The sequence below is a fragment of the Telluria mixta genome, from assembly GCF_029223865.1.
In the GTDB taxonomy this organism is placed as follows: domain Bacteria; phylum Pseudomonadota; class Gammaproteobacteria; order Burkholderiales; family Burkholderiaceae_D; genus Telluria; species Telluria mixta.
Genome location: NZ_CP119520.1, coordinates 347441 through 361036, shown reverse-complemented (window position 1 = coordinate 361036; position 13596 = coordinate 347441). Strand labels below are relative to the sequence as shown.

The window sequence follows — 13596 nt, the reverse complement described above, 5'->3', positions numbered from 1 at the left end:
GATCATTGCTGGAGAACCTGGTTGGACACCGACAACAAGAACATGGCCGGCCTCGCGCTGGCCGCCATCGGCATCGTGTACGGCGACATCGGCACGAGCCCGCTGTATTCGCTGAAGACCGTCTTCGATCCCGCGCACGGACTGCCCCTCACGCCGGCCAACCTGGTCGGCGTCGTGTCGCTGATCTTCTGGGGCCTGTCCGTCATCGTCTCGTTCAAGTACGTCACGCTCGTGCTACGCGCCGACAACCGCGGCGAGGGCGGCATCATGGCGCTGCTGGCGCTCGCGCTGGGCGCCGTCGGCGACCGCCGGCGCATGCACCTCGGGCTGCTGCTGATCGGGGTGTTCGGCGCGTCGCTGTTCTACGGCGACAGCGTGATCACGCCCGCGATCTCGGTCCTGTCCGCCGTCGAGGGCCTCGAGGTCGCGACCCCGGCAATGGAAGCGTACGTCGTTCCGCTGACGATCGTCATCCTCGTGTGCCTGTACGCGGCGCAGCGCCACGGCACGGCCGGCATCGGCCGCTGGTTCGGTCCGGTCATGCTCGTGTGGTTCGCGGCGCTGGCGGCGATGGGCGTGCTGAACATCGTGCGCAGTCCCGGCATCCTCGTGGCCCTGAATCCGTGGCATGCGCTGCGCTTCTTCCTCGACAACCGCGGCATCGCCTTCCTGGCGCTGGGCGCGATCGTGCTGGCCTTCACGGGCGCCGAGGCGCTGTATGCCGACATGGGCCACTTCGGCCGCAAGCCGATCCGGCTCGCGTGGTTCGCCGTCGCGTTTCCGGCGCTCGCGCTGAACTATCTGGGGCAGGGCGGGCTGCTGCTGGCGCGGCCGGACGCGATCGCGAATCCGTTCTACCAGCAGTTGGGCAGCTGGAGCGTCTATCCGCTCGTCGTGCTGTCCACCATCGCCACCGTCATCGCGTCGCAGGCGACGATTTCCGGCACGTTCTCGATGACGAAGGAAGCGATCGCGCTCGGCTTCCTGCCGCGCATGCGCACCGTGCACACGTCGGAGCGCGAGATCGGCCAGGTCTACCTGCCCGTCATCAACTGGCTGCAGCTGATCGCCGTGCTGCTGGCCGTAGTCGGGTTCGGCTCGTCCGACGCGCTGGCATCCGCCTACGGCATCGCGGTCACGGCGACGATGCTGGCGACGACGATCCTGACCTACTTCGTGATCCGCTACCGCTGGCGCCTGAATCTGCTGCTGTGCCTGGGGGCGACCGGGTTCTTCTTCGTGATCGACGCGGCGTTCTTTTCGGCGAACGTCCTCAAGATCCTGCATGGCGGCTGGTTCCCGCTGGCCCTGGGCGTGCTGCTGTTCACCTTGATGCTCACGTGGCGCCGCGGCCGCGCGCAGGTGTTCGAGAACCTGCAGAAGCACGCGATCCCGCTCGACGCTTTCCTTGAGTCACTGTTCATTGCGCCGCCGACGCGGGTTGCCGGCACGGCCATCTTCCTGCGCGGCGAAAGCGATGGCGTGCCCCATGCGATGCTGCACAACCTGCTGCATAACAAGGTGCTGCACGAGCGCGTCGTGTTTCTCACCGTGCACATCGCGGACGAGCCCTATGTCGACGCGGCATCCCGCATCCGCATCACCGGTCTTGGCCACGGCTGCCACCAGGTCGACGTGCGGTTCGGCTTCAAGGACGAGCCGGACATCCCCGGCATCCTCGGCCAGTGCGCGGCGCACGGGCTGGCCTTCGACATGATGCAGACCTCGTTCTTCGTCGCGCGCCAGACCGTGATCTCGACACCGGGCGGGGGCATGGCGCCGTGGCGCGAGCACCTGTTCGTCGCGATGCAGCGCAACGCCCGCGACGCGGCCGACTACTACCGCATTCCCACTAATCGGGTCATCGAGCTGGGAACGCAGGTGGAAATCTAGCGGCGCCGCTCGTGCGAATGTGGACGGCGGCCTCCGACGCGGATAAGCTGGAGGCGGAGGGGATGCCGCCACATGCACGATGCCGACCACAGCGCCGCCGACAGGGACGGCCACGGATTGTCTGCGCTCGACGGCCAGCGCCGCCCGCTGGTCGCGCTGGCCGTCGGGCTGATCGCCGGCTTTTGCCTGCTGCTGGCCGGCCTGCAGGGCTGGAGCGCCTGGCATGCCTGGCAGGCCATCCGGGAGGACAGCCGCGTCGCCACGACCAACATGGCGCGCGCGCTCGCGTCGCATGCGGAGACGTCGATCAAGCTGGGCGATGCGGTGCTGGCCGAGATGGTCGAGCGCATCGAGCACGACGGCCTCGGCGAGGCCGCCACGGCGCGCCTGACGGGACGGCTGCGCGACCTCACGCACGACGTCGGCGAACTGCACGGCCTGTTCGTGTACGGGCCGGACGGCAAGTGGCTGACGTCGTCGCTGCCGCGCCCCATGCAGGGCAATAATTTCGACCGCGAGTACTTCCAGTTCCACCTGCTGCACAGCGGGCGCGCGACGCACGTGGGCGTGCCCGTGCGCAGCCGGTCGACCGGTGCGTGGATACTGCCGCTCTCGCGCCGCATCGACGGGCCCGACGGCAAATTCGCGGGTGTGGCGCTGGCCACGCTGAACCTCGCGTGGTTCGGGCGCTTCTACGAGAGTTTCGACGTCGGGAAGAAGGGCACGATCCTGCTCGCGCTCGACAACGGCACCCTGATCTACCGCCGGCCGTTCCGCGACGACCAGGTCGGCATGGACATACGCAACGGCAGCATCTGGCAACGGATCCAGCGTGACGGCTACGTCGGCTCGGTCGTGGAAGCGCCCCGCATCGACAACATCGAGCGGCTGTACAGCTACCGGCATCTGCAGGGCTTTCCGCTGTTCGTCGCCAGCGGCCAGGCGACGGAAGAGATCTTCGCCGGATGGCGCCGGACCACGATGCAGACGGCCGTGCTGGGCGCGGCGGCGATGATCCTGCTGGCGTGCGGCGGCGTGGTCCTCGTGCGCCAGATCCGCATCCGCGAGCGGCTCGAGCGCGACCTGCGCCGCGTGGGCGTCTCGCTCAGGCGCCACAACGCCTCGCTGCAGAACCTGGCCGACAGCGACGCGCTGACGGGCCTGGCCAACCGCCGCCTGTTCGAAGACCGCCTCGTGAGCGAATACGAGCGTGCACGCCGCAATGGGGCGCAGTTCGCCCTTATCATGGCCGACGTCGACCACTTCAAGAAATTCAACGACCACTACGGCCACCCGGCCGGCGACGATTGCCTGCGCAAGGTGGCCGGCGCCATCGAATCCGGCGCGCGCCGGCCGGGCGACCTGGCCGCGCGCTACGGCGGCGAGGAATTCGCCGTCATCCTGGCCGATACCGATCTCACCGGCGCCAACGCGGTGGCCGACACGATCCGCGAGGCCGTGGCGGCCCTGGACCTGCCCCATGCGGACAACCCGGCCGGCCGCGTCACCCTCAGCATGGGCCTGTACGTCGGTCACCCGGCGCTGGCCGAGCGCGACGATCCGCTGGCCTGGGTCGACGTGGCCGACCGGCTGCTGTACGAGGCCAAGGATGCCGGCCGCAACCGCGTCGTCGCGCGCGAGGGACACGAGGCGGCGGTGTGATGTCGTGCGCTGGTCGGCGATAAAAGGTCTACACTGGTGTGGAGGCCGCCTCGCGAACCGGGATGCAAACCATGGAAGCGAACAACACATCGACCAAGCAAGGCAAGCGGACCCCGCTGCTCGACGACCAGTTGTGTTTCGCGCTGTACTCGACCGGTCTGGCGATGAACAAGGTGTACCGCAAGCTGCTGCGCAAGCTGGACCTGACTTACCCGCAATACCTCGTCATGCTGGTGTTGTGGGAAAAGGACGAGCAGACGGTGTCCGAGATCGGCGCCCGGCTGTTCCTGGACTCGGCCACGCTGACACCGCTGCTCAAGCGGCTGGAGGCGGCCGGCCTGGTGAGCCGGACCCGGTCCGCCGCCGACGAACGGCAGGTTGTCGTGGCCCTGAGCCCGGCCGGCCGCGCGCTGGAGCAGGAAGCGGCCGCGATCTACGACGGCGTGCTGTGCGCCACCGGGTGCGCGCCGTCCGACCTGGCTGCGCTCAAGGGACAGCTGGACATGTTGCGCGGCAAACTGGCTGACCATTAATGCATATTTTTAGTTACAGACGCTTACGTGCGGGATGATGCGATTTTGAACACGGACTGCTATCGTAATGAAAGGCATCCATGACAAAGGGGAAACGCATGAACACCATCCACGTCGCATTGGCCGCCGGGCTGTCGGTGGCCGGCGCCGCGCACGCGCAGTTGCTGGACAATGCGGCCGCGACGAAGGACCTGTCTGCCACCCGCACGCTGTCCCCGGCGTTCGCGAAGATCCAGCCCGTCCCACGCACGTACATGGGCAATGAGGCGGAAACGGGCGGCCTGCGCTACCAGGACAAGAGCGCGTTCGGCGTCTACGTGTCCGATCCCAAGCTGTTCGCCGGCGTCAACCTGGCGCCGAACTTCGCCATCGAGACGGGCTACGCGAACCTATACACGCGCGGCTTCCATTTCGCCGATTATGCCCGTCCCGACGAGGTGAACGGGGCGCTCGGCACCAAGGGGGTTAACAGCTACCTGGCGGCGCGGCTGAACGTGCCCGTCAACGACCAGCTCGCCGCCTACGGCAAGCTGGGCGTCGCCGTTAGCGAGCGTGTGACCCACGACAAGACGCTCCGCAACACCGTGTCGGATACCGACGTGGGCGCATACGTGGGCATGGGCGCGCGCTACAAGGTGAACGAGAAAGCATCCGTCTCCGCCGGCTACGAACAGTACGGCAACAGCGCGAAGAAGTGGGGCAGCGACACCAACAACTCCGGCCTGCAGGCCAAGTTCAAGATGGGTTTTTGAGCCTGTGTCACAATCACGGGCATGGAAAAACTGCTCTATGAATTGAACCGCCTGTACCTGCTGCCGGACAGCCCGGCCGCGCAGGGCGGCCCCGGCCCGGTCGCGGACCTCGTCTCCGCCGCGGGTGTTACGCGCGCCATCGCGATCCCGTTCCGCAAGGTGCGCGGTGAAGACGCGCAGCACTGGGAACGCCTGTGCACCGTCGCGAACGGCCTGCAGGCCGACTTCGGCTTTCCGGCCCCGGCGGTGAGCGTCGCCAGCACGGGCGGCTTCATGCTGTGGCTGTCGCTCGAGGCCCCCGTGCCGGTCGCGGATGCGCGCCGCTTCGTCGCCGGCCTGGGCCGGTTGTGGCCGGACACGCTGCCGCCCGCCGACACCATCGGCCAGCCCGTCGAACTGCCGCCGTGCCCGAACACGGCGACGGGGACGTGGGCCGCGTTCATCCATCCGGGCATGGGCGCGTCGTTCGCGGACGAGTCCGGGCTCGACATGGCACCGCCCGCGGCGGGGCAGGTCGCGTTCCTGGAACACCTCGACAGCATCGCACCCGGCCAGTTCAGCGACGCGCTGGCGCGGCTCGACGCCCCGGCGGCACCTGTCGCGGCACCGCCGCCTCCCGCCGCCGCTGGCCTGCTGCTGAAAGACGCCACCCTGGAAGACATCGTCCGCGTCCTGCACGCGCGCGGCATCGAACCCACGTTCCGCTTCACGCTCGCACGATGAAGCGCGCCTTGCTGGCCGTTGCCGCCGCCGTCGCGCTGCAAGCGCAGGCGGCCAACCCGATCGTCAAGGGCTGGTACGCCGATCCGGAAATCCGCGTCTATGGCGACACGTACTGGATCTATCCGACGTATTCCGCCGACGCCGACAAGCCAGCCAGGCCATCGGTCTTCACGCCGGACCAGCAGCGCATGCGGGCCCGCTCCGACCTGATCTGGGCGCCGTTCCTGAAGCAGACGTTCCTCGACGCGTTCTCGTCGCGCGACCTCGTGCACTGGACGCGGCACGAGCGCGTGCTCGACGTCGCCGACGTGGCCTGGGCCGCGTACGCGGTGTGGGCGCCGTCGGCCATCGCGCACGGCGACAAGTACTACCTGTTCTTCGGCGCGAACGACATCAAGGGCAACGGCCAGCTGGGCGGCATCGGCGTGGCCGTCGGCGACCGTCCGGAAGGCCCGTTCAAGGATGCGCTCGGCAAGCCGTTGATCGGACAAGTCCACAACGGCGCGCAGCCGATCGACCAGATGGTGTTCAAGGACGACGACGGCCAGGCGTACATGCTCTATGGCGGCTGGAAGCACGCCAACGTCGTCAAGCTCGCGCCGGACCTGCTGAGCGTCGTGCCGTTCCCCGACGGGACGACGTACAAGGAGATCACGCCCGACCCGGCCTACGTGGAAGGCCCGTTCATGGCCAAGCGGAAGGGGGTGTACTACTTCATGTGGTCGGAAGGGGAGTGGACGGGGCCGGATTACCGCGTCGCGTATGCGATGGGCCCGTCGCCGTTCGGCCCTTTCAAACGTATCGGCACGATCCTCGCGCAGGATGGCCGCATCGCGCGCGGCGCCGGCCACCACTCGATCGTCAACGTGCCCGGCACCGACGAGTGGTACATCGCCTATCACCGCCGCCCGCTGGGCGAGACCGACGGCAACCATCGCGAGCTGGCCGTCGACCGGCTCTACTTCAACGACGACGGCACGATCCGGCCCGTGGTCATGACGAACGAGGGCGTCGCGCCGCGGCTTGTGCGCTGATCACGGCGCGAGGTAGGCCGCCAGCTCGTCCGGCGTCCCCTTCGGAAACGCCGCCTTCAAATAATCGAGGAAGGCGGATACGCGCGCGCTGAGCAGCCGCCGCGACGGGTACAGCGCCCACAGCGCGATCTCGGGCCCGGCCACGTCGCCCCACCGCACCAGCCGCCCCGCCGCGAGATCGTGGCTGACCACCGACGCCGGCAGACAGCCCGCGCCGACACCCGCCCGCACCGCGTCGCGCACCATCACGAGCGAGGACAGGCGGAGCACCGGGTCGATCGCGATGTCTGGCTGTCCCGTGACTTTCCATGTCGCCTGGTCGGCGACGCGGCTTACGACGGCGGGCACGGGTGCGCCATCCGCCGGCTGCTGGCGTCCCGGCGCCGCCACGACGACGAGCCGGTCGCGCAGGAAGATGCGGCCCACGAGGCTTTCGTCCGGATCGGGATTGACGCGGATGACGAGGTCGTAGCCTTCCTCGACCATGTCCACGGGCCGGTCTTCCGTCGTCACTTCCAGCCGCACGTCGGGATACGCCCGCGCGAACCCGGCGGCCAGCGTGCCCATCGCCGTCTGCGAGAACAGCAGCGGCGCACTGATGCGCAAGCGGCCGCGCGGCCGGTCGCCGCCCGAGGCGAGGGCCGCCGCCGTCTCGTCGATCTCCGCGAGGAGCGCCCCCGTGCGCTCGTACAGCGCGCGACCTTCCTGCGTGAGCTTCAGCACGCGCGCGCCTCGCTCGAACAGGCGTAGGCCCAGATCCGCTTCCAGCTCCGCGACGCGGCGCGACAAGGTCGCCTTCGGCCGGCCGGTTTCGCGTGCAGCGCGGCCGAAGCCGCCGTGGCGGGCGACAAGGTTGAAATCGGCGAGGGCGAGCAAGTCCATGTGTTCCACCTGTGAGACGGGATGTCCAATATTACCGTCTATCGGTCCGCCTGTGGGATGACTAAGCTGTTAAGCGTCAACCGACACTTTCGAACCCAACCCAGGAGCACATCATGACCATTCTCGTCACCGGCGCCACCGGCAACATCGGCCACCACGTCGTCAACCAGCTCGTGCAGCGCGGCGCCCCCGTGCGCGCACTCGTCCGCAATCCCGCCAAGGCGGATTTCCCCGCCGGCGTCGACGTCGTCCAGGGCGACCTGCTCGACGTGGATGCCCTGCGCCGCGCGTTCGACGGCGTGTCGACCCTGTTCCTGCTGAATGCCGTCGTGCCCGACGAATTCACGCAGGCGCTCGTGACGCTCAACGTGGCGCGGGAAGCGAGCGTGCAGCGCATCGTTTATCTCTCCGTCATCCATAGCGACCTGTATGTGAACGTGCCGCACTTCGCCGGTAAATTTGGCGTCGAGCGGATGATCGAACGGATGGGCTTTGCCGCCACCATCCTGCGCCCGGCCTATTTCATGGACAACGACGTCACGATCAAGGACGTGGTGCTCGGCTACGGCGTGTATCCGATGCCGGTCGGCGGCAAGGGCCTCGCGATGGTCGATGCGCGCGACATCGCCGAGGTCGCCGCCATCGAACTGGTCCGCCGCCACGATGCCGCGCAGCCGCTGCCGCTCGAGCGCATCAATCTCGTCGGGCCGGACACGCTGACGGGCAACGACGTCGCGGCCATCTGGTCCGACGTGCTGGGGCGTCCCATCGCCTACGGCGACGACGACACGGCCGGCTTCGAACAGAACCTGCGCCAGTTCATGCCGGCCTGGATGGCGTACGACATGCGTTTGATGAGCGAGCGCTTCGTCACCGACGGCATGGTGCCGGAAGCCGGCGACGTCGCACGCCTGACTGCGCTGCTGGGGCGTCCGCTGCGCACGTATCGCGCATTCGCCGCTGCCATCGCCGCTGCCTGAACCCAGGCGCTTCGGCTTTCCCGAACTTCTGCTTCCGATATTTCTGATTCTCTTGTTGCCCTGACAGCTATACACTTTGTTCGCTGTCAACAATAACTGAAAGGGAATCGAAATGAATCGAGTGTCGTTGAACGTGGGCGTGAAGCTCGTCCTCGCCGTGGTCGTGCTGATCCTGCTGTTCGCGCTGGCACCGTTCGGGACGGTGCCGGCCGGCTACCGCGGCGTGATGACGACGTTCGGCAGCCCGAGCGACCAGGTGCTGAGCGAGGGCATCCACTTCCGCATACCGCTGGCGCAAAAGCTCAACCTCGTCAACGTGTCGATCCAGAAGGGCGAAGGCGACGGCGACGCCGCCTCGCGCGACCTGCAGACCGTGCACACCCGCGTGGCGCTGAACTACCACGTCCGCCCGGATGCCGCGATGACGGTGTTCCGCGACCTGGGCAACGAGCCGGGCCAGCGCATCATCATCCCGGCCGTGCAGGAAGCGGTGAAGGCCGTCACGGCGCGCTTCACGGCCGAGGAGCTGATCGCCAAGCGTACCGACGTGCGCGACCAGATCGTCACCCAGCTGCGTGAAAGGCTGGCACGCCACGGCATCGTGGTGGACGAGTTCTCGATCGTGAACTTCAATTTCTCGCGCTCGTTCAATGAGGCGATCGAAGCGAAGACGACGGCCGAGCAGCTCAAGCTGAAGGCGGAACGCGACCTGCAGCGCATCGAGGTGGAAGCGAAACAGCGGGTGGCCCAGGCCAAGGCCGAAGCCGAATCGCTGGCCGTGCAGCGCCAGCAGGTGACGCCGGAACTGATCCGCCTGCGCGAAATGGAAAACCAGCGCGCGGCCATCGAGAAGTGGGATGGCAAGCTGCCGAGCGTGTCGGGTGGGGCGGTGCCGTTCATTAACGTAGGCAACGGCGTTAAGTGAACTTTCTATACTCACTCAAGTCGAAAGGTGGCATGGGTGAGTAGTACGTTGAACGACGATGGAATGGGCTTCGAGCGATACCGCTGATATACCATGTTCGCAAAAACCAAGCGAAACTGTTTCAGGTTTGCGGTATCCGAACAAGAGCGCGCTTTACTTCTGAATAACAGTGAATTCGATTTGACGCTCATGATGCATCGGCTCGCATCCGGCGCCTTTGAGGCGCAATCTGCGCTACCCGTGGCGAGTCCGACGGTAACGTCGGGCACTGCCGCCGAGATGATGTTGGCGGGAGGCGGGAAAGTGACGCTTGTCAGGTACGAATACGGTCAGCAGGACGGTTCGGGGCAGGAAGAAATGGCGAGCACGTGTGCTCACATTTTAATAGCAGATAGCCATGAAAGCACTGACCTTCGCCCTTTTGATCGGCCGATTTGAAAGTCAGCTTCTGAAAGAAAAAAAAGCGGGACCGAAGTCCCGCCAAGAGGGTACAGCAGAAGAGGAGGTAAAGCGTTACATCAGAAGCGGTAGGTGAGCGACGCTTCCCACGCGCGGCCGAAGATCGGACGGGCGTTGATCGGGCCGGTGCTGGCGCCGACAAGGCGCGAGTTACCTTCCGTCAGGCCCAGCGAATTGTTCACGTTGGTGCCCGTGACACGGAATTCCAGCTTGTCCGACAGCTCGGCCAGGATGCCCAGGTCCAGCGTGTTATACGACGGCAGGTACTGGGTGTTCTGCTGGTCCGCCCAGCGCGCGCCGATGTGCGAGTAGGTGCCGTAGAAGCGCAGTGCGTAGTCGCCCACCGGCAGGCGGTAGCTCGGCGAGAAGCGGTACTGGAACTTCGGCTGGCGCTGCACCTGGTTGCCGGCGATGGTCGGATTGTCCTTGTACGTCGAATCCTGCCAGTCGCCCGTCAGCTGCAGTTGCAGGCCCGCGATCGGGCGCACGGCCAATTCGAATTCCACGCCCTTGCCGTGCGAGCCGCTCACCGAATACAGTACGCCCGACGTCGTGATCTGCTGGAACGAGATGCCCGTGAAGTCCGTGAAGAACGCGTTCACGTAGGCGCTGTACAACGGCGTCGCGGTCTTGTAGCCGATCTCGTACTGCGTGACTTTCGGCGTCGGGACGCGGTTGCGGTCGTTCACGACGTCCTGCGTGCCGGCGTTGCGCAGGTCGTCGAAGTAGATGAACGTGTGACCCTGGTTGGCGCGCACGAACACGCTGGAATCCTTGGTCAGCTTGTACAGGCCGCCCGCGGTGAACGAGTTCGCGGTGTCGTCGCGCGACAGGCCCGTGAAGCTGCCCGTGGGCTGCGACGTGCCGTTGTTGTAGACGGTCAGCGCATTGTTGTCCGTGTCGCTGGATGCCAGGTTCGAGATCGAGCCCGAGATGTGCTGCTTCTCGTGGCGCATGCCGGCGTCGACCTTGATGCGGTCGTTGATGCGCCATTCGTCGGCGACGAACACCGCCGTGTTGCGGCCGTCGTACGAGGCGATCGGCGCGTAGAACACGTTGCCGTCCGTGCCGTTCTTGGAGACGACGGCGCCGTTGTTCAGCTTGACGTCGATGAGGCGCGCGTTCGGCGTCGCGGTCATCAGGTGGCTGTTGCCGAGGTACCAGACGTCGTGCGACGAATAGTTCGCCACGTAGGCGCCGGCCGTGATCGTGTTGTTGTAGCCGATGTCCTTGCTGACGCGGAATTCGTCGGTGAACGAGCGCAGCTTCTTCTCGACGGCCCACAGGCCGGCCTGCACCACCTGCTGGTTGCCCGCGACGGTGCCGCCGCCGTTCGTGTACGTAATCGCGCCGCTCGTGGCCGCCGTGCCGCCTGCCGCCGCCAGCACGGCGGCATTGCCGTTGGCGGAGGAGATGGCCTGGCTCACGTAGTCGGCCGCGCTCAGCGGGTTGTTACCCGTGAACATGGCGATCGTGTTCAGGTCGCCCTTGAAGTAGTTGAACTTGTTCGACACGTCCCAGCCGTTCAGCTTTTGCTGGAACTCCGCGCCGACCACGTTCGACGAGAGGCCGCGGCCGTCGCCCAGGTCGTACGTGAGCGTCTTGCCCGGACCGGCTTCCACCGTGAAGTTGCGCATCTCGTTGCTCATCAGGGTGCCGCGCAGCGGGTCGAAGCCGGGGAATGACGAGATCGTGTGGCCGTTGTTCGACGAGATCAGCGGCACGCCCGTGTAGAACGCGTTCTTGTCGGACGTCGAGCGGGCGTAGACGGTCAGCTCGCCCTGGTCCAGCTTGCGGGTGAGGGACGCGGACAGCTGGCCGCCGTCGTCGGCCGGGAAGCCGGCGTCGCGCACGCCGTTCGTCGTGCGGTAGAAGCCGCCGATCATGCCGTACCACCCGTCGGCGATCTTGCCGCTGTAGACGCCGTCGAAGCGGCGCAGGCTGCCGGTGCCCGTCGTGAAGCGCAGGCTGCCTTCCGGCGTGTCGCCGCCTTTCTTCATGATGAAGTTCATCGTGGCGCCCGGCTGGCCGCTCGAATAAATCGTGCTCGGACCGCCGCGCAGCACTTCCACGCGCTCGATCGTGTCATCCAGGCGGAACGCGGACGAGCCTTCGAAGAACGACAGCACCGGGACCGGGAAGATCGGGTTGCCGTTCATCTGCACGGAGACGAACGGCGAGTCGCTGCCCGACGGGAAGCCGCGCACCTCGATGTTGGCGCCGGACTGGCCGCCCGTCGCTTCGGCGTACACGCCTGGAACGATCTTCAGCACGTCGGCCGTGCTGGACGGCGCCGCCTGCTTCAGTTGTTCTTCGGTCGCGGTCGTGATCGAGAAGCTCGTGTCGATCTTGCGCGTACCGGAGGCCGATGCCGTACCGGTCACGACGACTTGCTGGATTTCTTTCTGAACATTGTCCTGAGCGATGGCCTGGGACTGGGCGACGAGTGCGAGGACAGCGAGGGCAACTGCCGACAGTTGCGGAAACTGCATGGTGTTTTTCATTTTGTGCTCTCTTGTGATTGGGAACCGGCTGCGGGGCGTCTCCTCCCCGGTTTTCCTCGCGATTGATGGTTCGACAAGGAAACTGCGGCCATTGAAACATCGGATTGACATCGATGTCAATCAAAATGCTATCGATGTCATTTTTTGTCGACACGACAAAAAAATCTGTCATAATCCATCCCGCTCAAGTAATCTGTTACCGATACCCCAAGATTTATTGCTCACAAGACTATGGCGCAAGCGAAGAAAACACTGGCCGGCGACAGCGCCGTGACGATGGAAGACCTGGCGAAGATCGCCGGCGTCTCCACGATCACGGTGTCGCGGGCATTGCGCGACAGTCCGCTCGTGACCGAAAACACGCGGGAAAAGATCCGCAAGATCGCGCAGGAGCAGGGCTACCGCTTCAACATCAGCGCCCGCAACCTGCGCATGCGCCGGTCGTATTCCGTCGCCGTCGTCGTCGAGATGACGCCCGTGAAGGGCCGGCCGATGTCGGACCCGTATCCGCTCGAACTGCTGGGCGGCATCACGCAGGAACTCACCACCGCCGGCTACAGCGTCGTGCTCACGTCCAAACAATTGCTCGACACGGCCCCGGTGCAGGGCGCCGACGGCCTGATCCTGCTGGGCCAGGGCTCGCACGGCGAGGCCGTGAAAGCCTTGCAGCAGACGACCTTGCCGCTCGTCGTCTGGGGCGCGCCGGAAGAGGGGGCCACGTACACGGTCGTCGGTTCGGACAACCGCAAGGGCGGCGCCAGCGTCGCCGAGCGCTTCCTGGAGCAGGGCCGGCGCAAGCTGATCTTCGTGGGCGACGTCGACCATGCCGAGGTACAGGAGCGCTGCGCCGGCTTCATCGACGCGCTGTCCGGCCGCGCCACCGTGCACATCCTGCGTCCGAAGGCGTTCACGTTCGAAGCGGGCTTCGATTGCGTGACGTCGATCTTGAAAAAGAAGAACGGCCACAGCATCGACGGCCTGTTCGCCGCCAGCGACCTGCTGGCGATGGGCGCCATCCGAGCGCTGACGGAAGCGGGCCTGCGCGTGCCCGACGATATTTCCGTGATCGGCTACGACGATACGCCGGGCGCCGCCAGCTTCGTGCCGCCGCTCACGAGCGTCCACCAATACCTGCGCGACGGCGGCGTGCTGCTCGCGAAAAAAATGCTGGCCATGATCGAAGGCCAGCCGGCGCATTCGGAAATGCTGCCGACGACGCTGATCGTCCGCCACACCTGATCGCACCACC

The 13596-nt window shown here is 66.2% G+C and carries 12 protein-coding genes; 10 read left to right on the top strand and 2 right to left on the bottom strand.

The features are described from left to right. Window positions 1-42 precede the first annotated feature (42 nt). The 6 genes from P0M04_RS01605 to P0M04_RS01580 all read left to right on the top strand — a co-directional run bounded on the left by P0M04_RS01605 (window position 43) and on the right by P0M04_RS01580 (window position 6597). The gene (locus P0M04_RS01605; RefSeq protein WP_371877293.1) at window positions 43-1893 is read left to right on the top strand and encodes a potassium transporter Kup; all 1851 of its coding nucleotides are present in this window, start codon (window positions 43-45) and stop codon (window positions 1891-1893) included. A gap of 72 nt (window positions 1894-1965) precedes the next feature. Beyond that, window positions 1966-3555, top strand: a complete 1590-nt coding sequence (locus P0M04_RS01600) for a GGDEF domain-containing protein (protein WP_259449068.1) — start codon at window positions 1966-1968, stop codon at window positions 3553-3555. 71 nt (window positions 3556-3626) lie between these two features. Beyond that, window positions 3627-4088, top strand: coding sequence for a MarR family winged helix-turn-helix transcriptional regulator (locus P0M04_RS01595; RefSeq protein WP_259449069.1), 462 nt, complete (start codon window positions 3627-3629; stop codon window positions 4086-4088). Between the two features lie 98 nt (window positions 4089-4186). After that, window positions 4187-4840 carry an outer membrane beta-barrel protein gene (locus P0M04_RS01590; protein ID WP_259449070.1) on the top strand — a complete coding sequence of 218 codons (654 nt, stop codon included), beginning with the start codon at window positions 4187-4189 and terminating at the stop codon, window positions 4838-4840. Between the two features lie 21 nt (window positions 4841-4861). Next, window positions 4862-5563 (top strand): hypothetical protein, encoded by a 702-nt coding sequence (locus P0M04_RS01585; RefSeq protein ID WP_259449071.1) that lies wholly within the window; start codon window positions 4862-4864, stop codon window positions 5561-5563. Further along, on the top strand, window positions 5560-6597 hold the full coding sequence (locus P0M04_RS01580; protein WP_259449072.1) for a glycoside hydrolase family 43 protein: 1038 nt from the start codon (window positions 5560-5562) through the stop codon (window positions 6595-6597). Before P0M04_RS01585 ends, P0M04_RS01580 begins: the two co-directional genes overlap by 4 nt. Here the strand turns inward: P0M04_RS01580 and P0M04_RS01575 are convergent, their stop codons facing one another. Continuing rightward, complete coding sequence (locus tag P0M04_RS01575; RefSeq protein WP_259449073.1) at window positions 6598-7479, bottom strand: LysR family transcriptional regulator; 882 nt, start codon at window positions 7477-7479, stop codon at window positions 6598-6600. It abuts the gene before it with no gap. A gap of 113 nt (window positions 7480-7592) precedes the next feature. Between P0M04_RS01575 and P0M04_RS01570 the strand changes: the two genes are divergently transcribed. The 3 genes from P0M04_RS01570 to P0M04_RS01560 all read left to right on the top strand — a co-directional run bounded on the left by P0M04_RS01570 (window position 7593) and on the right by P0M04_RS01560 (window position 9919). Continuing rightward, the gene (locus P0M04_RS01570; protein WP_259449074.1) at window positions 7593-8459 is read left to right on the top strand and encodes an SDR family oxidoreductase; all 867 of its coding nucleotides are present in this window, start codon (window positions 7593-7595) and stop codon (window positions 8457-8459) included. A 112-nt stretch (window positions 8460-8571) separates the two neighbouring features. Continuing rightward, window positions 8572-9384, top strand: coding sequence for a prohibitin family protein (locus tag P0M04_RS01565; protein WP_259449075.1), 813 nt, complete (start codon window positions 8572-8574; stop codon window positions 9382-9384). A 397-nt stretch (window positions 9385-9781) separates the two neighbouring features. Beyond that, complete coding sequence (locus P0M04_RS01560; protein WP_259449076.1) at window positions 9782-9919, top strand: hypothetical protein; 138 nt, start codon at window positions 9782-9784, stop codon at window positions 9917-9919. On the opposite strand, the gene P0M04_RS01555 is transcribed toward P0M04_RS01560, so the two are convergent. After that, window positions 9903-12347, bottom strand: a complete 2445-nt coding sequence (locus tag P0M04_RS01555) for a TonB-dependent receptor (RefSeq protein ID WP_259449077.1) — start codon at window positions 12345-12347, stop codon at window positions 9903-9905. The two genes, P0M04_RS01560 and P0M04_RS01555, sit on opposite strands and share 17 nt — an antisense overlap. 231 nt (window positions 12348-12578) lie before the next feature. On the opposite strand from P0M04_RS01555, the gene P0M04_RS01550 reads away from it, so the two are divergent. Continuing rightward, window positions 12579-13586, top strand: a complete 1008-nt coding sequence (locus tag P0M04_RS01550; RefSeq protein ID WP_105379798.1) for a LacI family DNA-binding transcriptional regulator — start codon at window positions 12579-12581, stop codon at window positions 13584-13586. Window positions 13587-13596 lie beyond the last annotated feature (10 nt).